Source organism: Aestuariivita boseongensis, assembly GCF_001262635.1.
In the GTDB taxonomy this organism is placed as follows: Bacteria; Pseudomonadota; Alphaproteobacteria; order Rhodobacterales; family Rhodobacteraceae; genus Aestuariivita; species Aestuariivita boseongensis.
Window position 1 is genome coordinate 1 of record NZ_JXYH01000040.1, and the last position, 19,663, is coordinate 19,663.

Here is a 19,663-nt window from a genome sequence, read left to right on the forward strand (position 1 = left end):
CCCCGCCGCGACCGCGTGCTGCGGCAGGCGCAGGATTGGGGCACGCACAAGCTGGAAGACGCGCTGGTGCTGATCACCGACACCGATCTGCAACTGCGATCCGCCGGGCAAACCGCACCCGCCATGGCTTTGGCCGAACGCATGCTGATCCGGCTGGCGATGCTGGGGCGCAAGCGTTAGAACTCCGCAAAACATCAGAGAGGATTGATCATGTACACAGTCGTCGGTCGCATTCGCAGCCGTGCTTTTCGCGTCATGTGGGCGCTTGAGGAACTGGGCGTGGACTACACCCATGTCGATTGCGGCCCCCAAAGCGAAGAGGCGCGTCAGTACCACCCGTCGGGCAAGATCCCGGTGATGATGGTGGATGACCAGCCGCTGACCGATTCTGTTGCGATCATGTCCTATCTGTCAGACAAGCATGGCGGCCTTGGCTATCCCGCCGGCACCGTGGAGCGCGCCCGGCTGGATGCCATGCTGCATTACCTGAACGAGGATCTGGATGCGCCGCTCTGGTTGATTGCACAGCATTCGATGATCCTGCCCGAAGACAAGCGCGTGCCCGAGGTGATCCCGGTGACAAAGGAAATCGTGGGCCGGAACCTCGACGGTCTGGCCAAGCGGATGCAGGGCGAATGGCTGATGGGCGATGACTTCACCATTGCCGATATTCTGGCCGTGCATTGCCTGGGCTGGGCCTTCGGGCTGGAGATCCCGGTGACCGACCCGGATGTCAAAGACTATGGCAAGCGCGCCCGCGCACGGGCTGGCTTCATTCAAGCCGGGAAGCGATAGAGCGCCCGACCCAGCGCCCCGTGGCAAAGCAGGCGGTCAGAAGATAACCGCCTGTAGGCGCCTCCCAATCCAGCATCTCGCCCGCGCAATAGATGCCGGGCAGATCGCGCAGCATCAGCGCATCGTCCAGCGCGGCAAAGGGCACGCCGCCCGCGGTCGAGATTGCGCCGTCCATATCCGCCATGCCCTGATGGGCGACCGGCACCGCCTTGATCAACCGCGCCAGCGCCGCAGGATCATCCGGGAAGGGCCGGCCAAATTCGTTCAGCAACCCGGTGCGCACCGGGCCAAGTTTCAGCTTTTTGCGCAGATGGTTCGACAGGCTCGCCTTTCCACGCGGGGCTGCGAGCCGCTGCGCAACTTCTTCCTCGGACAGATCGGGCAGAAGGTCGATGGTCAGCCCCGCCCCCTCGCGCACCGCTTTCGAGATGGTGTAGATCCCGCCCCCCTCCAACCCTGTGGCAGAGATCACCGCCTCCCCCCGGCTGATCGATGTCCCGGCGCGAAACGCCACCGCCTTAATCGGCTGACCCATCAGAGGGGCCATATGGTCTGACCATGCCACGCGCAGCCCCACATTCGCGGGCTGGAACGGGGCCAGTTCAATGCCCTTTTCCTGCAGAAACCCGGCCCACACCCCATCAGACCCCAACCGCTGCCAACTGGCCCCACCCAGCGCCAGAACCGTGGCATCCGGGCGCAGCAGCTGCCGCCCTTCTGGCGTGTCAAAGGCCAGCGCGTCGCCGTCCCAGCCGATCCAGCGCCAGCGGGTGCGGGTCTCGACCCCCATCTCCGCCAGCCGCGCCAGCCATGCGCGCAAAAGCGGAGAGGCCTTCATCACATCGGGAAACACCCGCCCCGTCGTCCCGGTGAACAGGCTTTGGCCCAACCCCTCGGCCCAGGCCATGACTTCCTGCGGTCCAAAGGTCTCAAGCATCGGGCGCAGGGGGTCCGCGCCCTCGTCGTAAGCACTCAGGAAGGGGTCAAACGGCTCGTCCTTCGTCAGGTTCAGGCCCGACTTCCCGGCCATGAGGAACTTGCGGCCCAAAGACGGTTTCGCATCGACCACAAGCACCTGCAAACCGGCGCGCGCCATTTCCTCGGCGGCCATCAGACCCGCCGGGCCACCACCGATCACAAGGCAGGTCATGCGTCGCCCTTGGGCAGCCCGCCTTTGATCTCGACCACGCGCTGCGGATAGGGGATTTCGATGTCGTGCTCTTTCAGCGCGTTCCAGATCAGGAACAACACGTCCGAGGTATATTTGTTCGGCCCGTCATCCAGCCCGTTCACCCAAAATTCCACAGCAAAATCAATGCCGCTGTCGCCAAACCCGCGCAGCTCGCAATCGGGCGGATAGGGTTCGGACAAAACACCGGGATGGGTCGCCACGGCGGCCTCAACAATATCCGGGATCTTGTTGATGTCAGTGTCATAGCTGACGGAAAACGGCGCCTCGTACCGGTTGGCCGATCCCTGGTCGGAATAGTTCACAACCCGCGTGATGATGAAGTCTTCGTTGGGCACCACGATCCAGCGGCCATCGAAGCTTTCCAGAATGATCGCGCGAGCGGTCATGCGGACGATGGTGCCGGCCTCCCCGCCATCCAGTTCGACATAATCGCCGACCGTCGCCTGCCCTTCCAGAAGCAGAATGATGCCCGAGACATAGTTCGACGCGATCTTCTGCAGGCCAAAGCCCAGCCCCACGCCAATCGCCCCGGTCAGCACCGCGATAGAGGTGAGCGGGATGCCCATGATGTTCAGAAACACCAGGGCCGCCACCACGAAAATCGCAACTTCCGCAGCCTTTTCGGCCAGCTGCCGTGTCGCTGGGCGCATATCCTCCTGTCGCTGGATCAGCGAGGCCGACTGATCATTCGACCACCGACCCAGCCAGAAGATCACCCCGCCCACCACGACAAAGCGCACCGCGTCCTGCAGATCGAAGGACAGGTTGCCCAGGGGAATGATCACACTGTCAAGCCAGGCCAGGACCGGGTCCAGAAGCCCGACGGTGTACAGCGCGGCCACCGGGACAAAAACGAAGCGGCCCAGAAACTTGAGGAACGGATCGGTGATGATGTCGCGCACAAAGGCGCGGACGGCGATGAACAGGAACACCCGTTTGCCAAAGGCGATCACCGCACCGGATTCAAACATCGACCGGACGACGCTTTCACCGATGGCGGTCAGCCCGAACGCCAGAAGTGGCAACAGAAGCGGCAGGAATTGGCAGAAGAACGCACGCGCCTTGGAAATAAGGGTGTCCGCGCCTTCCTCGGGCGTCAGCAGCCGGGTCAGGACGGGACGCAAACGGCGGGTGATCAGCACCGCCAGAAGCCAGGCCGCGATCAGCAGCGCGAATTGCGACCAGGCGGCTGGGCTTAACAGCCAGTCCTGCGCCAAGGCCCATCCCTGCAGGGCATAGCCCGCGGCCTGCTGCACAATCTCGGGCTGTGCGCTCAGATCGAATTCCATGGCCCGTGCCCTCTTGAAACATGGCGTATTGGCTGCACGTTCTTGCACCGATGGCCGAGAACACACAAGACACCATGCCGATCTGCCCCCTTTGTGACCGCCCCATCCCGCCGGGCGTGCCGCAAAGCCTGCATCACCTGATCCCGAAGCTGAAAGGCGGCAAGGGCGGGCCTGTGGTGCTGCTTCACCACATCTGCCACCGTGAGATCCACGCGACCCTGACCGAGGCGGAACTGGCGCGGTCCTTCAACACGGTCGAGGCGCTGAGGCTGCATCCCCGGCTTGAGAAATTCATCCGCTGGGTGGCCAAACGCCCGCCGGATTTTCAGTCGAAAATTCCGGGGAAACGTCGGAAACGGTGATCAAGCATGACTATAAAGCTCAAGCCGGTCCTGAGTACGTTATCCCTGGCACATTGCCTTGATGCCGGTCGCAATGTCAGGTCGGGCCGCCAGCGTGTCGGCGGCCAGATCGCGAACCGTATCCATCAGCGCGTCCGGCTCCACGATCCGGTCGATCAGACCAAAGCGCAGCGCCTCGTCGGCCAGCAGTTTCTGCCCGCCCATCAGCATCAGCTTGGCGCGCGCAGGGCCCACCAGATCGCGCAACCGGCCGGGGTCGGACGGTTGCGGCAGAAAGCCCAGCTTCATCACCGGGTAAAAGAACTTGGCCGATGGCACCGCGATGCGCAGATCGCAGGCCAGCGCCATGCCCATCGCGCCACCCGCCAGCGTGCCGTTCAGCGCCGCAATGCTCAGCCCCGGCAGTGCCGCGATATTGCCCGACAGGCGTTCCCACACATCCGATGTGGCCAGCCCCGCGCGCGCCTCGTCCAGATCGGCCCCGGCCGAGAACACCTTGCCCTCGCCCGTCAGGACAAAGACCCGCGCGTCGCGGGCAGCTTCGGCGATATCGGCCAGTTCGGACAGCATCGCGTGGGTCAGCGAATTGGCCTTGTCGGGCCGGTTGATGCGCGCGACCCACAGATCGCCGTCCTTGGTCAATTCAATCATATCAGACCCACCTTCGCGCGGATGCCTTCGTCGCGCAGCGAAATTTCCTCGCCGATATACGCATCGGCTTCGGACCCGCACATCCACAGCAGCGCCTTCGCGGGCCAGTCGGCCGGGATGTGATCGGACCAGTCCAGCTGACTGACCGGATTGATGCCCGAGGCCTTGATTTCCCGCTGCATCTGCGTGGCCACGGTGCCGGGTGACAGGCCCATCGCCCGAATGCCGTTTGCGCGTTCCTCCTTGTCGAGGCAGCGCGTCAGCATCGCCGCCCCGGCCTTGGAGGCGCAGTAATGGCTCCACGCCTCGACCGGGCCGTGGGCCGCGCCGGAACTGATGGTCAGCACGGTGCCGCCGCCTGCGGCCTTCATCGCGGGCAGGGCCGCGTGCATGCCATAGAAAACACCCTTGAGGTTGATGTCGATCACATGCCCCCAGGCATCGGGATCGGCCTTGCCCAGATGCGCGATGGGTTCGACCGCGCCTGCGTTGTTGATCAGGATATCAAGACCGCCAAAGCCGTTCACACAAGTCTCGACCGCGCGGGCCAGATCGTCATAACGGCTCACATCGCCGGGGATGGCCAGCGCGGCCGATCCGATTTCGGCCACCAGATCGCTCAGGCTGTCTGCGCTGCGCGCCATCAGCCCCACCCTGGCCCCTGCCGCGGCGAAGACGCGCGCCGCTTCGGCCCCGATCCCGCGGCTGGCCCCCGTGATCAGAACCACCTTTCCTTCAACTGACATCTTGCATCCTCTTCCTGTTCTGGGCGCAGAGGTAATCCGCATCGCACCAAAAGGTCCAGCCTTCGCCCTTGACCTGCCCTGCCGAAGGCAAGACGATACCCCCGAGTCCAACGGAGAGGGTCATCCAATGAGTAAGGGTATCTTACGCGGGTCCACCGCGCTTTTTTTATGTGCGTTCGCAGCGGGGGCCGCGCAGGCGGATGTCACGGCGCAGGACGTATGGTCGGATTGGAGGGCCTATCTGTCCGGCACCGGATACGAGCTGACCGCGACCGAACAGATGTCGGGCGACACGCTGAACGTCAATGACGTGTCGCTGACGATGACCCTGCCGGAAGATGACACCACCGTGGTCATCAACCTGGGGAATCTGAGCTTTGTCGAAAACGGCGATGGCACCGTCGCTGTCCGGATCCCCGGCACCATGCCGATTACCATTGCGGGTACGGATTCGTCGGGCGATGGGTTCGAAGCGGATGTGAATGTCACCAATACCGGGTTCAGCATGGTGGCAGCAGGCGATCCGAATGACCTGACCTATAACTATACCGCGGCCACGATGGGGATGGAGCTGGCGGATGTGCGCATCAACGGCACCTCTCCGGGCGAGGATTTCGCGAAGGTTGTCTTTGGCATGGCCAATGTGATCGGGACCACCCGTGTGACCGGCGAGAGCCTGCGCAGCTATAGCCAGACCGTCAAGGCGGATGACCTGACCTATGACGTGGCGGTGCGCGATCCGGAAGAAGGCGGGTTCCTCACCTGGGTCGGCGGGTCCGAAGGGATCGAGCTGCAAAGCGTCACCAGCCTGCCCTCCGAGATGGATACCGAGAACATGGCCGCCATGATCGAAGCCGGCTTTGCCTCGGACGGCGGCTTTGCTTTTGGCGCGGGGTCCAGCACGCTGAACTTCCAGGATGAAAGCGAAAGCTTCAGCTATGAAAGCACGTCCCAAGGCGGTCTGATCTCGTTCCAGATCGGGCCGGACGGTATGGGATACAGCATGGAACAGGCGACGGTCTCGATCAACATGGCGGGGTCGGAAATTCCGCTGCCGGTCTCTCTGAACTTTGCCGAACTGCTGTTCAACATGGTTGTGCCGGTCATGGCGTCGGACGAGTCGCAGGACTTCAAGCTGGTCCTGTCGATGTCGGATTTCACCATTTCGGACCTGATCTGGGGTATCTTCGACCCCACCGGCCAGTTGCCGCGCGACCCGGCCACGCTGGTGGTCGCGCTGACCGGGCAGGCCAAGCTGCTGGCCAACATCATGGACCCGCAGGTGATGGAAGATCTGGAAGACGGCCCGCCCCCGGGCGAGCTGGAGGCGCTGAATATCGAGGCGCTGGAAGTGACAGCCGCCGGCGCCAGCCTGACCGGTGACGGGGCATTTACCTTCGACAATACCGACCTGACGACCTTTGACGGCATGCCGCGCCCGACGGGCATTCTGGATCTGCAGCTGGTGGGCGGGAATGCCCTGCTGGACAAGCTGGTCGCCATGGGCCTTCTGCCCGAGGAACAGGCCGGCGGCGCGCGGATGATGATGGGCCTGTTCGCCCGTCCCGGCGATGGGCCAGACACGCTGAATTCCACGCTTGAGATCAATGACCAGGGCCACATCCTGGCCAATGGGCAACGCATTCAGTAACCGCTGATGTGTCTGATTACCGGGCCGTCCCGCGCGGGCGGCCCAGTTCTTTTTTGGAAGGGCCGGTCTTGCACGGGGCTGCGGGCAGGGCTACCTCCCGATGAACGCTGAATACACCGGAGAGACGCATGACGCACCGCCTGCCTGACATCACCCAAGCGCTGCTGGAGGCCGCGCGCAAGGCCGGGGCGGATGCAGCCGATGCGATAGCGGTTCAGGATACGTCGGTGCATATCGACGTGCGCGAAGGCAAGCTGGAACAGGCCGAAAGGTCCGAAGGGGTGGATATCGGTTTGCGGGTCTTCGTGGGCCAGCGGCAGGCCAATGTGTCATCCTCGGATGTCAGCGCGGCCACGCTGCAGACCATGGCGGAACGCGCGGTGGCCATGGCCCGCGAGGCGCCGGAGGATCCCTATCTGGGCCTGGCCGATCCCGACCAGCTGGCGCGCGACTGGGACATTGCCGCGCTTGAGCTTTTCGACCCCAGCGCGGAGCCCGATCCCGAAGCGCTGCAGGCCGACGCCCTTGCGGCCGAGGCGGCGGCGGGCGCGGTCAAGGGCGTCACCCAGGTGCAATCGGCCAGCGCCGCCTATGGCGCAAGCGAGGTTCATTTGGCCGCCACGAACGGGTTTTCCGGGGGCTATCAGCGCAGCAGCCGGTCGACATCCTGCGTGGCCATTTCCGGCACCGGCACGGGGATGGAGCGGGATTACGACGGCGACATGCGCATCTTCCAGGCCGATCTGCGTGATGCGTCCGAAATCGGGCGGATCGCAGGTGAACGGGCGGTGGAACGGCAAGGCGCGCGCAAGCCCAAGACCGGCACCTATACGGTGCTGTTTGATGAACGCATCTCCTCCAGCCTTGTAGGGCATGTGCTGGCGGCCATCAACGGAAGTGCCATTGCCCGCGGATCATCCTGGCTGCGCGACGCGATGGGCGAGCAGGTGCTGCCCAAGGGGCTGAGCCTGACCGAAGACCCCCATCGCCCGCGCGTCACCGGATCACGGCCGTTCGATGCCGAAGGGCTGCCCACTGCGAAACGTCTGATCATCGCCGATGGCGTGTTGCAGGGCTGGACGCTGGATCTGGCCACGGCGCGCAAGCTGGGGCTGAGCTCTACCGGGAACGCGGCGCGGTCGACCTCTGGCCCGCCCTCGCCCAGCCCGTGGAATATCGAACTGACGCAAGGCTCCTCCAGCCAGGACGACCTGATCCGCGACATGGGCACGGGGCTGCTGGTGACGTCGATGATCGGGGCGACGATCAACCCGACGACAGGGGATTATTCGCGCGGCGCCTCGGGTTTCTGGGTCGAGAACGGGCAGATCGCTTACCCGGTGAACGAATGCACCATCGCGGGCAATCTGCGCGATATGATGGGCCGTATCATCCCGGCCAATGACGCGCGGCCCTACCTGTCGCGCGTGGTGCCGTCGCTGATGATCGAAGGGATGACCCTTGCCGGCGCATGATCTGACCCTTCTGATCGACGCCGCGCAGGAAGCAGGCCGGATCGCCAGCCGCTTTACCGGCACGACTGCGCAGCGCTGGGACAAACCGGGCGGCGCAGGCCCGGTGACCGAGGCCGATCTGGCCGTGAACGCCATGCTGGAGGCCGAGTTGCAGGCCGCCCGCCCCGATTACGGTTGGCTGTCCGAGGAGACCGAGGATTCGCAGGACCGGCTTGAGCGTGACAGGGTCTTCATCATCGACCCGATCGACGGCACGCGCAGTTTCACCGAAGGGTCACGCACCTGGGCGCATTCGCTGGCGATCGCCGAAAAAGGCATCGTGACAGCTGCGGTGATTTTCCTGCCGCAGCGCGACCTGCTCTATACCGCCGAGGTCGGGAAAGGCGCGCATCTGAATGGCAAACCCCTGACCGCCGCAGATCGTGGACGTTTGCCGGGGGCCGAGGTGTTGGCCAATCGCGGATCGCTGGACAAACGTTTCTGGCGCGACGGAGCGCCTGAGGTGAACCGCTCGCACCGGCCCTCCCTGGCCTATCGCATGGCGCTGGTGGCGCAGGGCCGCTATGACGCGATGCTGACGATGTTCCCGGCCTGGGAATGGGATATCGCCGCGGGCGATCTGATCCTGCGTGAAGCGGGCGCGACCGTGTCCGACACAGCCGGCCAACCGCTGGTCTTCAACCAGCCCCACCCCCGCGCCAAGGGCGTTGTGGCGGCGGGCAAGTCGGTCCATGTCGCGATCATGGATCAGCTTGCCCCTGCTTGACCCGCAAGGGCATTCGCGTAGGTTGCCCGGCACCCGGACCCATCACCGAAAAGGACGCGCCTTATGGCCCAGCGGCTTCATCTTGTCTTTGGCGGAGAACTTGTTGACCCGACGAAATCGGCCTTCAAAAATGTCGATGACATCCACATTGTCGGCATGTTCCCCGATTACGCCAGCGCCTATGACGCCTGGAAAGCCGAGGCACAGCGGACCGTGGACAACGCCCATATGCGATATTTCATTGCTCATATTCACCGGCTAAGGGACGAGGAATCCGAAGTCTCTTCGACCGAGGAGCTGGGATAAGCCCTTGGCCCGGTCGCTGACCCTTGCGGCCTATCGCGCGCTGCAGGCGCGTGGGCGGGAGTCGCGCCTGACAACGCGGATGCAGCGCCCGGAGGGGGAACTGATCTGGATGCACGCGACCTCGCACGGGCGACTGGCGGCGATGCAGGATGTGGCGCGGCGGCTGAAGGCCCAGCGCCCCGGCGTATATGCGCTGATCACGATCAGCGAATTCACCCAGACCGAAGCGGAAATGGTCCCGCGCGGGGCCGATTGGGTCTATCCGTTCGGGCCGGACACACCGGGATACACGGCCGAATTTCTGGATCACTGGCGGCCGGATCTATGCATCTGGACCGGCGGGTACTTCCTGCCCAATGCGCTGATGTCCGCGCGCGACCGGGGCATGCCAATGATCCTGGTGGATGCCGATGAGAATGGCGTGCGCAGCAGTGCGGGGCGGTGGATCCCCACGCTGGCGGGCAAAAGCCTGAGCTGTTTCGACCGGATCTTCGCCTCGGGGAACGCGACGGCGGAACGGCTGATCCGCAAGGGCATCCCGATGGAAAAGATCGCGATCACCGCGCCTCTGCAGATCTCGGCCAACCCGCCATCGGTCAATGAAGACCATGTGGATGAAACGACGCAGATGCTGGCGGGCCGTCTGGTCTGGATGGCTGCGCATGTGCAAAGCGACGAGGTGGGCATGGTGCTGGACGCCCATGCGACTGCCGCGCGCCTGTCGCACCGTCTGCTGCTGGTTCTGACACCGGGACGGGGCACCACAACCGCCCAGCTGCGCGAGGCTGTGGATGCACGCGGGCTGCGCTGCGTCGATTGGGACGAGGGCGAGGAGCCGGATGATTTCTGTCAGGTCATCATCGCCGAAGGTGGGGCCGAGATCGGGCACTGGTACCGGGTGGCACCGGTTGTCTTTCTAGGCAGTTCCCTGACGCCGGGCCATGGCGGCAGCAACCCGTTCGATGCGGCGGCATTGGGTTCGGCGGTTCTGTACGGGCCGAATGTGCGCGATCATCTGGCGGTTTACACGCGACTGGCCAGTGCCGGGGCGGCGCGGATCGTGAAGGATGCCGAGGGGCTGGCCACGGGGGTGATGCGCCTGATCGCGCCGGATAATGCCGCGTCAATGGCGCTGGCGGCGTGGGAGGTCGTGTCGGAAGGCGCTCAGATCACCGATCAGCTTCTGGACTTGGTGCAGGACCTTCTGGACCAGAGGGAGGGGGCCTGATGCGCGCGCCCGCCTTCTGGGACAATCCCGCCGAGGCCCCGGGCTGGCAGGCTCGGGTGCTTGCCCCTCTGGGGGCTCTTTATGGTTGGCTGACGGCACGGCGGCTGGCGCGGGGTGCGCCTGCGCGCGAGGGCGTGCCGGTGATCTGCGTGGGCAATATCAACGTGGGCGGCACTGGCAAGACGCCCACGGTGATCTGGCTTCTGGAGCAATTGGGCCGGATGGGGCACCGGCCGCATGTGATCTCGAAAGGCTATGGCGGGACGGTGGAGGGCCCGGTGCGGGTGGACCCCGCGCGCCATTCCGCCACACGGGTGGGCGATGAGCCTTTGCTGATCGCCGCCTTCGGGGAGGTCTGGGTCGGCAAGGACCGTGTCGCCACCGCACGGGCGGCGGTCGAGGGCGGCGCAAGCGTTCTGATCATGGATGACGGTTTTCAGGATCCCGCGCTGGCCAAGGATCTGTCCATTGTCGTGGTGGATGCCGCCAAAGGGTTCGGCAATGGCCGCTGCCTGCCTGCGGGGCCGTTACGGGAGCCCGTGCACGCGGGTCTGCGCCGCGCCGATCTGGTGCTGAGCATCGGTGATGCTGACGCGCAGGCCGCATTCGGCGCCGATCTGGGCGGCGTACCGCGCGCGCGGGGCGAGATGCAGCCGCTTCAGACCGGCATGGATTGGGCGGGCAGCCGGGTTCTGGCCTTTGCCGGGATCGGCAATCCCGAGAAATTTTTCACCACCCTGCGCCGCGAGGGCGCGCAAATCGTCCGGGCGGAGGCGCTGGACGATCACCAGAAGTTCGGCCCCGGCATGCTGAACCGGCTGGAGGCGGAGGCCAAGGCGCTGAACGCGCAGCTGGTGACGACGGAGAAGGACGCGGCGCGTCTGCCTCTGAGCTTCCGCCACAAGGTAATCACCCTGCCTGTGCGGCTGCATGTGGAAGAGGAGGATCCGGTGCGGGATATTCTGAAGAAAGCCGCGCCGGCGCCCTGAGCCAAAATGTTTCGCGCGCGAAACAATTGCTTGGATTTTAACGGTAATCTTAAGGATTTATTAGGGAGTTGGAGCCGGGCTGAAGCCCGGCCTACGTGTTGTCTTCGCCCAGTTTCGGCGCGGGGCGATGCAGCGCCAGGTCGGCATCCGAGAACCGGAAAGGCGCGCGGATGCCCGGAACGCCATCCAGTTCGATCTGCATGCCGCGCGCGATAACCTGCGGATCGGCCATCACATCATCCAGACGGTTGATCGGGCCTGCGGGAACACCCTGCCCCTCGCATGCCGCCAGCAGGTCGTCGCGGGTGCGCTGCGATGTGGCGTCATTCAGGCGGCGGATCATCTCGGCCCGGTTGGCGATGCGGTCGCGGTTGCGGGCATAGGCAGGGTCATCCGCCATGTCATCCAGCCCCAGAATACGGCAGAGCCGCTGGTATTGCGCGTCGTTTCCGGTGGCGATGATGATATGGCCGTCCGAACAGTCGAACACCTGATAGGGCGTCAGGTTGGGATGGGCGTTGCCCATCCGGCCAGGCGGCGTGCCGGTGGTCAGATAATTCATCGCCTGATTGGCAGTCACGGACACGGCGACGTCTAGCAGGGACATGTCGATATGCTGGCCCTTGCCGGTCTGGCCGCGCTGGTGCAGGGCCGCCAGGATCGCGGTGACGGAATAGATGCCGGTGAAGATATCGGTGATCGCCACGCCGGATTTCTGCGGCTGGCCGTCGGCCTCGCCCGTGATGGACATAAGCCCCGACATGCCCTGAATGATGAAATCATATCCAGCGCGGTGGGCATAAGGCCCGGTCTGGCCGAAGCCGGTGATGGAGCAATAGATCAGGCGCGGGTTGACCTTCGACAGGCTGTCGTAATCCAGCCCGTATTTCGCAAGGCCGCCCAGCTTGAAATTCTCGATCAGGATATCGGCATCGCGGACCAGCTCGCGGACCTTTTCCTGGCCCTCTTCAGTGCGGAAATCCACGGTGACAGAGGCTTTGCCCCGGTTCGTGGAATGGAAATAGGAGGCCGACACATCGTCGTCCCGCGTCACGAAGGGCGGGCCCCAGGCGCGGGTGTCGTCCCCGTTCGGGCTTTCGACCTTGATAACCTCGGCACCCAGATCAGACAGGGTTTGACCGGCCCAGGGGCCGGCCAGGATGCGCGCCAGTTCGACGACTTTCAGACCCGCGAGCGGTGCTGACATCAGCTTCCCATTGCCTCGTCAATCAGGGACGAGAATTCATCATAGGCCATGTTGGTATAGGTGCGGCCGTTGATCACGAAGCTGGGCGTTGACTGGATGCCATGTTCGATCGAGTTCTGCTGGTACCAGGCCACCAGGGTCTGGGCCATCTCCTGGTCCTGCAGGCAGGCTTCGAGTGCATCGTTTTCGATACCGGCCAGGCGGCCGATCTTGCGCAGCTCATCCGCGATCTGCGGGGGCGAGCCGGCACGGCTCCATTCCGATTGCAGTTCATAGATGATTTCGGTGATGCCGAAGAAGCGCTGCTGGTTTTCGCCGCAACGCGCGATCATCGAGGCCCAGAGGCCGAAGCGGTCGAAATAGACCTCGCGGTAGATGAAGTTGATCTTGCCAGTGTCGATGTAATCGGCCTTGAGCTGCTTGAACGCCCCTTCATGAAAGCGCGCGCAATGCGGGCAGGTGTAGGACGCGTATTCGATCACGGTGACCGGCGCATCGGGATTGCCAAGTTGCATCTCCATGATGCCGGAGGTGTCGATATCCAGGTCCTGAGCATGGGCCGCGCCGGGCAGATCCACGGCATTGGTCCCGCTGGGACGAGTGAGGACATAGCCGCCGGCGGCAATCAGCGCGGCAGAGGATAGAAGGACATGACGACGGTTCATTCGAAACCCTTTCATTCTTTGGCGTTCGTTAGAACGTTCTGCCCCAGACGTTCAAGGGCCTGTCGCAGATCGTTATTGGATATCTCGGTCGTGGCGTCCCGTGCGCGGGCCTGAAGCGCCGGGTCGGGTTTTCGTTTATCGGTGGCGTCGGGGGCATGCAGGAAGGTGGCCTGTCCTTCGGCAAAGCCGGTTTTGGCGGTTTGCGTGATGCGCACCCGCGCGATGGCGTTGTAGCCATAGACGGCATTCACCCGCGCGCGGATCTGTTCCTTTTGCATCTCAAGCATGGGGGCCTGTGCGCCGGTGGTCAGGATGCTGAGCGTCGCGCCGAACCCGCCCCGGCCATAGGACACCTCGACCGGGCGGCAGATGGCGGCGGTCTCGTAGCCCACGATCTCGGCCCAGTGGGTCAGCACGCGTGAGACCGCAAAGCCCCGGCTTTCGCCCACCTTGCGGATGCGGTCACCCAGAAGGGTGGCCGTGCGCTTGAAGCCTTTGGTTGTGGACGGGCGTTGCGCCATCGGGTTGGTTTCCTTTGTCTGCCCTCTAATTTAGGGAACGTGGCGGGCGGTGCCAGCGAAACCGGTGAAGGGGGAATAAAACTTGCGTGACGATCCGGTAACAACCGATCTGCCCGGTATCCTGCTGGAGTGGTATGACATGCATGCCCGTGTGATGCCCTGGCGCGTGCCGCCAGATGCACGCAAGGAAGGCGTACGGCCAGACCCCTATGCCGTCTGGATGTCCGAGATCATGCTGCAGCAGACCACCGTCGCGGCGGTGAAGGATTACTTTGAACGTTTTACACGGCGCTGGCCGACCGTGCAGGATCTGGCCGCTGCCGAAGATGCCGCCGTGATGGGGGAATGGGCAGGTCTTGGATACTACGCGCGGGCGCGCAACCTGCTGAAATGCGCGCGGGCGGTGGTGGCCGATCATGGCGGGGTCTTTCCCGATACCTATGACGGGTTGCTGAGCCTGCCGGGCGTGGGGCCTTACACCGCGGCGGCGGTGTCGGCCATTGCTTTCGACCGGGCCGAGACGGTGCTGGATGGCAATGTCGAACGGGTCATGGCGCGGATGTATGACATTCATGACCCGCTGCCGGGATCGAAACCGAAGCTGAAGACGCGGGCCGAGGCGCTGACGCCGGAGAAGCGGCCCGGCGATTATGCGCAGGCGGTGATGGATCTGGGGGCCACGATCTGCACGCCGCGCGGGCCCGCCTGCGGAATCTGCCCCTGGCGTGGGCCCTGTGCCGCGCGGGTCGCGGGTACGGCGCCGGACCTGCCGAAGAAAACGCCAAAAAAGGCCAAACCCACACGATATGGCATCGTCTATCTGGGTCAGCGCGAGGATGGCGCCTGGCTGGTGGAGACTCGGCCCGAAAAGGGCCTTCTGGGCGGCATGATGGGCTGGCCTGGATCGGACTGGACGGACACTGCACCCGACCCCGCCTCGCCCTGCCCCGCCGACTGGCAGGATCTGGGAGCAGAGGTGCGCCATACCTTCACCCATTTCCACCTGATCCTGCGGGTGATGACCGCCCACCTGCCCGGTGACACCGTGCCCGAGCGCGGCTTTTTCCTGGACAAGCATGCCTTCCGCCCATCCGACCTGCCCACGGTGATGCGCAAAGCCTTCGATTTGACGCGAAAGGAGTAAGGTCGCACTTGGGCAAGGGGCGCGGACTGCGCTAAGCTTGGCTTAGCCAATGAGATCGCAGCCGGAGCCACCCCGATGATCGCCCCAGACCAACTTGCCCGATGGCAGCGCGCCGCGCCGTTCTGGATTTCGCTGGGATTGTTGCCACTGGCCTGGATCGGCGCGGTGAATGGCGGCTGGACGCTGGCGTTGCTGCCGCTGGTCACCTGGTATTTCTTCGCCGCGCTGGACGGATTCGTCGGGCTGGAGCTGGAAAACGCCGATCTGTCCGCCACTGAGGAGGATCTGTACTGGTACAAGCTGGTCACGCTGATCTGGGCGCCGCTGCAATTCGTGACCCTGTTCGGCCTGATCTGGTACGCGATCCATACCGACCATTTGTCAGGCTTTGGCAAGGTGGTACTGTTTTTCGGCATGGGGGTGATTTCCGGCACCATCGGGATCAATTACAGCCATGAGCTGATGCATCAGAAAGACAAGCTGGAGCGGTGGCTGGCCGATTTCCTTCTGGCGATGGTGATGTATTCGCATTTCAGGTCAGAACATTTGCTGGTGCATCACCGCTATGTCGGGACGCCGCGCGATCCTGTGACGGCGCGCTATAACGAAGGGTTCCACCGGTTTTATCCACGCGTTCTGAAGGAAAGCCTGGTGTCGGCCTTCAAGGCGGAAAAGGCGATGCTGGCGCGCAAGGATCTGCCCTGGCATGACGCGTCGAACCCGTTCTGGAAATACTGGACCTTGCAGGGGATCATGCTTTTGCTGGCTTTTGCCATCGGCGGCTGGGCTGGGGTGCTGTTTTTCCTGATCCAGGCCGGCACGGCGATCTGGCAGCTGGAACTGGTCAACTATGTGGAACATTACGGGCTGACGCGGAAACATCTGGGCGATGGGAAATACGAACATGTGCTGCCGCAGCATTCGTGGAACGCCGCGCAGAAGGCATCGAACTGGCTTCTGATCAACCTGCAGCGTCATTCGGATCACCATTACAAGCCCGACCGGCGCTTTCCGCTGTTGCAGAACTATACCGAAGCGGACGCGCCCCAGTTGCCTTACGGATATCCGGTGATGACGGTTGCGGCGATGATCCCGCCCCTGTGGAAGCGCATCATGAACCCGCGTGTGAAAGCGTGGCGGACGCGCTATTACCCCGAGATCACCGATTGGCGGCCCTATAACAAACACGCCACGCCGCTGCCGCGATAAGCGTCAGATCGTCCAGACGTCGATGGGGCGGTCGAGGCCCCGGATCGCACGTGGCCCGCGATTGGCGAACCCCGCCAGCGTCGGATCGGTGTCCGAGCTTTCGCGGATCGCCTGCACGCGAGTGTGATCGCTGATGGCGATGTCGGCCTCAAGCTCTCGGGTCAGTTTTTCCAGGCGGGCGGCGACGTTTACGGTGTTGCCGACCACGGCGAATTCCAGCCGGTTCACACCGATATCGCCCAGAACGACTGGGCCGTAATGCACGCCGAAATGGGCGGTGATTTCCGGCTCTCCTATTGCGCGGCGTTCGGCGTTCCATTGCTCCATCGCCTGGACCATGGCCTTGGCACAGCAGAGCGCGTTCAGCGCATCGCGTTCGCCCGCAACGGGCGTGCCGAAGGTCGCCATCAGACCGTCGCCGAGATATTTGTCGAGCGTGCCGTCAAAGCGAAACACCTCGGTCTCCATCCGCTGGTGGAAGCCGCGCAGCATGCCGATGACGTTTTCGGGATGTTCATCGGCGGCCAGGTTCGTAAAGCCCACGATATCGACGAAGAGCACCGCGACGTTATGGGTGCGTATCTGTTTCAGGGGGTCGTCGTTGTTCGACAGCTCTTCCACCACATTAGGGGAGAAGTAGCGCGAGAGGTTCGCACGTTCGCGTTCAAGTGCGGCGTTGTTTAACAGCAGCAGGTTAAAGCGACGGACTGTCAGGGCGAGAGTGTAGGCCACCAGGACAAAGACGACGACCTCCTGAAACCGGATGTCGAAATCAATGTTGTTGGGATCAAAGAGTTGAAGGAGTGCGGGGTCATTCCCGAACGCTTGCGTCGCAGCATCAGTCATTTCGGGATAGGTCGTTCCGAAAAACCAGACCAGCACCGCTCCACCGATCCACAAAGCGGCTGTCCAATGGCCGATGGCGATGATCGTGCGCCAGGAATATGCCAGCGTACCGCCTGCGAGAATGATGAAGAAATAGACGAAATTCCCGAACTCATAAGCCATCGCGGTGGGCCAGTCGCTGTCACCGAAGGGGTTCGGCAGGGTCAGTGCGATGGTCAGGACCAACAGGTCGATAAAGAGAACGAGCAGCTCGAGCCGGGAGACGCCCACGCGCCCCACACGGCTGGCCACCCAACCGTTCAACGCCATAATGGCCAGCAGTGCGTGGTAATACAGAACCTCCCACTGCGGATTAAGAATTGGCAGCATGATCGCCACGACCGCCAGCGCGATCCAGCGGGCTTTGACGGCCAGGTTCAGCCCGTCGCGCTTGTGCATTTCCAGCGCTTGTTCGGTGTAGCGGTTCTGCTGGTTGTCTGACAGTTCAGCCCGGGTCACGATCAATGACATCGGAAATCTTCGGCGGGGTGGCGCGGCGGTGTCGACCATGTCGGCGTCCTTTGAGGGCGGTTCGTTCGTTCCAAAATAGAATGTTTATCCAATTTACATAGCCCCCTGACGAAAAAAACCCCGCCGGGAAAGGCGGGGCTTGAGTTTAGTGCCATGTGTCAGGCCACAGGCACCGGCGGTATGGGTAAGTCTTTTTTTGCGAGGTTAATTCTGCATCTCGGCCCGGATCTGCTTGCGCAGCAGGTCGATGGGCACGCGTTTGCCGTCGCGTTTGAAGTGCCAGTAGGTCCAGCCATTGCAACTGGGTGCGCCTTCCAGATGGGCGCCGACCTGGTGGATCGACCCCTTCACATCGTGGCCGATCAGCGTGCCATCGGCGCGGACTTTGGCGACCTTGCCACGGGGGGAATAAAGCTCTTCGCCCGGGCGGAGCATGCCGCGTTCGACCAGCTGGCCGAAGGGCACGCGCGGCTCGGCGCGTTTGGAGGTTGAGACCTGCAGCGCCTCGCGATCGAATTTGCGGATCTTCGACAGGCGTTTTTCGGCGACTTTGCGATAGGCTTCCTCGCGTTCGATCCCGATGAAATCACGGCCCAGCATTTTGGCCACGGCCCCGGTGGTGCCTGTGCCAAAGAACGGATCGAGGATCACATCGCCGGGGTTCGTGCAGCCCACCAGAATGCGGTGCAACAGTGCCTCGGGCTTTTGGGTGGGGTGTGCCTTGTCGCCGTTTTCATCCTTCAGACGTTCATGGCCGGTGCAGATCGGGATAACCCAATCGCTGCGCATCTGGATGCCTTCGTTCAGCGCCTTCAGCGCCTCGTAATTGAAGGTGTATTTCGCGCCTTCCTGTTTGGAGGCCCAGATCATCGTCTCATGCGCGTTGGTGAAGCGTTTGCCGCGGAAATTGGGCATCGGGTTCGACTTGCGCCAAACCACATCGTTCAGGATCCAATACCCTTGGTCCTGCAGGGTCGCACCCACACGGAAGATGTTGTGATAGCTGCCAATGACCCAGATCGCGCCGTTGGGCTTCAGCAGGCGCCGCGCGGCTTTCAGCCAGTCGCGGGTAAACTGGTCATAGGCGGCGAAAGAGGAAAACTGATCCCAATGATCATCGACCGCATCCACCTGGCTGTTGTCGGGGCGGTGCAATTGGCCCTTCAGCTGCAGGTTATAGGGCGGATCGGCAAAGATCAGGTCAACGGATGCCTCGGGCAGCGTATTCATCACGTCGATGCAGTCGCCATCCAGAATCGTATTGAGAGGGAGCGCGGTCGCGCCCTTTGTCTTGGTCTTTGTCATTGTCTGCCTCTGTCCCGGCGTGTTTCACGCTCGTTGGTTGTGGACAAAGATGAGTCAAACCTGATTCGCCGTCAATTTCTTTTTTGAATCAACGACTTACATTTTTCTCTTGATACAATATATTGTGGACAGGTTTGAAAGACCGTCTATGGTGTGGGGTCACCCCAAGATTTTGAAGCGCCTCTTTGTGGCTTTTTGTCGGGTATCCGGCGTTCGCGTCCCAGCCATAGCCGGGGTGCTGTTGCGCCAAATCCACCATGATCTGATCGCGACATATTTTGGCCATAATTGAGGCCGCCGAAATCGACAGGGAGCGGGTATCGCCCTTGACCACGGCGCGGGCCGGAAGGGCCAGACCGCGCGGGATCATGTTGCCGTCGATCAGCAGGAAATCCGGCTGGACCGGCAGACCGGCCACGGCGCGCTCCATCGCGAGGTGAGAGGCGCGCAGGATGTTCAGCTGGTCGATCTCGGCGACCGAGGCATGGGCCACGCAGACATGGGCCTTTGCGTCGATCTCGGCTGCGAGGCGGGTGCGGGCCTTGGCGGTGAGTTTCTTGGAATCGTTCAGGCCCTGCGGGATGTCGTCCGGATCAAGGATCACCGCGGCGGCGGTCACCGGGCCTGCCAGCGGGCCGCGCCCGACCTCGTCCACACCGGCGATGCGCAGGTGACCCAGGGCCATCAACTCGTGTTCGATCTGGAAATCAGGCGCAGACATGGGCACGTCAAACCGCAGGGGCGCGGGTTGCGCAAGCAAAAAGGGAAACGCCGGGGACGGAGGCGTTTCCCTTGAGGTGCGGCTT

General features: G+C 63.2%; 20 protein-coding genes and 1 pseudogene. 11 read left to right on the forward strand and 10 right to left on the reverse strand.

Going from position 1 to position 19,663, the window contains the following annotated elements; translation table 11 throughout:
• Positions 1 to 180, forward strand: a pseudogene (locus TR61_RS14185) (DNA polymerase III subunit delta); the annotation flags it as partial.
• Between the two features lie 30 nt (positions 181 to 210).
• Positions 211 to 795, forward strand: coding sequence for a glutathione S-transferase family protein (locus tag TR61_RS14190; protein ID WP_050930990.1), 585 nt, complete (start codon positions 211 to 213; stop codon positions 793 to 795).
• Here TR61_RS14190 and TR61_RS14195 read toward each other — a convergent pair.
• Both TR61_RS14195 and TR61_RS14200 read right to left on the reverse strand, forming a co-directional pair.
• The gene (locus TR61_RS14195) at positions 773 to 1,945 is read right to left on the reverse strand and encodes a TIGR03862 family flavoprotein (protein WP_050930992.1); all 1,173 of its coding nucleotides are present in this window, start codon (positions 1,943 to 1,945) and stop codon (positions 773 to 775) included. The genes TR61_RS14190 and TR61_RS14195 overlap by 23 nt on opposite strands.
• A complete protein-coding gene (locus tag TR61_RS14200) occupies positions 1,942 to 3,276 on the reverse strand; it encodes a mechanosensitive ion channel family protein (RefSeq protein ID WP_050930994.1) in 1,335 nt (444 codons plus the stop codon). Before TR61_RS14200 ends, TR61_RS14195 begins: the two co-directional genes overlap by 4 nt.
• A gap of 50 nt (positions 3,277 to 3,326) precedes the next feature.
• On the opposite strand from TR61_RS14200, the gene TR61_RS14205 reads away from it, so the two are divergent.
• A complete protein-coding gene (locus TR61_RS14205) occupies positions 3,327 to 3,638 on the forward strand; it encodes an HNH endonuclease family protein (protein WP_050931069.1) in 312 nt (103 codons plus the stop codon).
• A gap of 39 nt (positions 3,639 to 3,677) precedes the next feature.
• Here TR61_RS14205 and TR61_RS14210 read toward each other — a convergent pair whose 3' ends face one another.
• Together TR61_RS14210 and TR61_RS14215 are read right to left on the reverse strand one after the other, a co-directional pair.
• Complete coding sequence (locus TR61_RS14210) at positions 3,678 to 4,289, reverse strand: enoyl-CoA hydratase/isomerase family protein (RefSeq protein WP_050930995.1); 612 nt, start codon at positions 4,287 to 4,289, stop codon at positions 3,678 to 3,680.
• Positions 4,286 to 5,035 carry an SDR family oxidoreductase gene (locus TR61_RS14215; protein ID WP_050930997.1) on the reverse strand — a complete coding sequence of 250 codons (750 nt, stop codon included), beginning with the start codon at positions 5,033 to 5,035 and terminating at the stop codon, positions 4,286 to 4,288. The genes TR61_RS14210 and TR61_RS14215 overlap by 4 nt, the downstream gene beginning before the upstream one ends.
• 127 nt (positions 5,036 to 5,162) lie before the next feature.
• Here TR61_RS14215 and TR61_RS14220 point away from each other — a divergent pair, with 127 nt between their 5' ends.
• The 6 genes from TR61_RS14220 (at position 5,163) to lpxK (ending at position 11,450) form a co-directional block, all read left to right on the forward strand.
• Entirely contained in the window at positions 5,163 to 6,686 is a 1,524-nt protein-coding gene (locus TR61_RS14220) for a DUF2125 domain-containing protein (RefSeq protein ID WP_050930999.1), read from the forward strand.
• A gap of 128 nt (positions 6,687 to 6,814) precedes the next feature.
• Complete coding sequence (locus TR61_RS14225; protein WP_050931000.1) at positions 6,815 to 8,161, forward strand: TldD/PmbA family protein; 1,347 nt, start codon at positions 6,815 to 6,817, stop codon at positions 8,159 to 8,161.
• On the forward strand, positions 8,148 to 8,927 hold the full coding sequence (locus TR61_RS14230) for a 3'(2'),5'-bisphosphate nucleotidase CysQ (protein WP_050931002.1): 780 nt from the start codon (positions 8,148 to 8,150) through the stop codon (positions 8,925 to 8,927). The genes TR61_RS14225 and TR61_RS14230 overlap by 14 nt, the downstream gene beginning before the upstream one ends.
• 63 nt (positions 8,928 to 8,990) lie before the next feature.
• The gene (locus TR61_RS14235) at positions 8,991 to 9,233 is read left to right on the forward strand and encodes a DUF4170 domain-containing protein (RefSeq protein WP_050931004.1); all 243 of its coding nucleotides are present in this window, start codon (positions 8,991 to 8,993) and stop codon (positions 9,231 to 9,233) included.
• 4 nt (positions 9,234 to 9,237) lie between these two features.
• On the forward strand, positions 9,238 to 10,461 hold the full coding sequence (locus TR61_RS14240; protein ID WP_050931007.1) for a 3-deoxy-D-manno-octulosonic acid transferase: 1,224 nt from the start codon (positions 9,238 to 9,240) through the stop codon (positions 10,459 to 10,461).
• Positions 10,461 to 11,450, forward strand: coding sequence for a tetraacyldisaccharide 4'-kinase (lpxK, locus tag TR61_RS14245; RefSeq protein WP_050931009.1), 990 nt, complete (start codon positions 10,461 to 10,463; stop codon positions 11,448 to 11,450). The genes TR61_RS14240 and lpxK overlap by 1 nt, the downstream gene beginning before the upstream one ends.
• Before the next feature lie 91 nt (positions 11,451 to 11,541).
• On the opposite strand, the gene TR61_RS14250 is transcribed toward lpxK, so the two are convergent.
• From TR61_RS14250 to TR61_RS14260, 3 genes are read right to left on the reverse strand one after another with little or no spacing between them, the layout of a single operon-like run.
• Positions 11,542 to 12,657 carry a CaiB/BaiF CoA transferase family protein gene (locus TR61_RS14250; protein WP_050931011.1) on the reverse strand — a complete coding sequence of 372 codons (1,116 nt, stop codon included), beginning with the start codon at positions 12,655 to 12,657 and terminating at the stop codon, positions 11,542 to 11,544.
• Positions 12,657 to 13,322 carry a DsbA family protein gene (locus TR61_RS14255; protein WP_050931013.1) on the reverse strand — a complete coding sequence of 222 codons (666 nt, stop codon included), beginning with the start codon at positions 13,320 to 13,322 and terminating at the stop codon, positions 12,657 to 12,659. Before TR61_RS14255 ends, TR61_RS14250 begins: the two co-directional genes overlap by 1 nt.
• Before the next feature lie 11 nt (positions 13,323 to 13,333).
• Entirely contained in the window at positions 13,334 to 13,843 is a 510-nt protein-coding gene (locus TR61_RS14260; RefSeq protein WP_050931015.1) for a DUF721 domain-containing protein, read from the reverse strand.
• Positions 13,844 to 13,982: 139 nt separating this feature from the next.
• Here TR61_RS14260 and TR61_RS14265 point away from each other — a divergent pair, with 139 nt between their 5' ends.
• Positions 13,983 to 14,987 (forward strand): A/G-specific adenine glycosylase, encoded by a 1,005-nt coding sequence (locus TR61_RS14265; RefSeq protein WP_172676986.1) that lies wholly within the window; start codon positions 13,983 to 13,985, stop codon positions 14,985 to 14,987.
• Between the two features lie 75 nt (positions 14,988 to 15,062).
• Positions 15,063 to 16,196, forward strand: coding sequence for an alkane 1-monooxygenase (locus TR61_RS14270; protein WP_050931019.1), 1,134 nt, complete (start codon positions 15,063 to 15,065; stop codon positions 16,194 to 16,196).
• A 3-nt stretch (positions 16,197 to 16,199) separates the two neighbouring features.
• On the opposite strand, the gene TR61_RS14275 is transcribed toward TR61_RS14270, so the two are convergent.
• The 3 genes from TR61_RS14275 to TR61_RS14285 form a co-directional block, all read right to left on the reverse strand.
• Positions 16,200 to 17,591 (reverse strand): adenylate/guanylate cyclase domain-containing protein, encoded by a 1,392-nt coding sequence (locus TR61_RS14275; protein ID WP_050931021.1) that lies wholly within the window; start codon positions 17,589 to 17,591, stop codon positions 16,200 to 16,202.
• Positions 17,592 to 17,756: 165 nt separating this feature from the next.
• Complete coding sequence (locus TR61_RS14280; protein ID WP_050931023.1) at positions 17,757 to 18,857, reverse strand: site-specific DNA-methyltransferase; 1,101 nt, start codon at positions 18,855 to 18,857, stop codon at positions 17,757 to 17,759.
• An 88-nt stretch (positions 18,858 to 18,945) separates the two neighbouring features.
• A complete protein-coding gene (locus TR61_RS14285) occupies positions 18,946 to 19,578 on the reverse strand; it encodes a ribonuclease HII (RefSeq protein WP_050931073.1) in 633 nt (210 codons plus the stop codon).
• Positions 19,579 to 19,663: the final 85 nt, after the last annotated feature.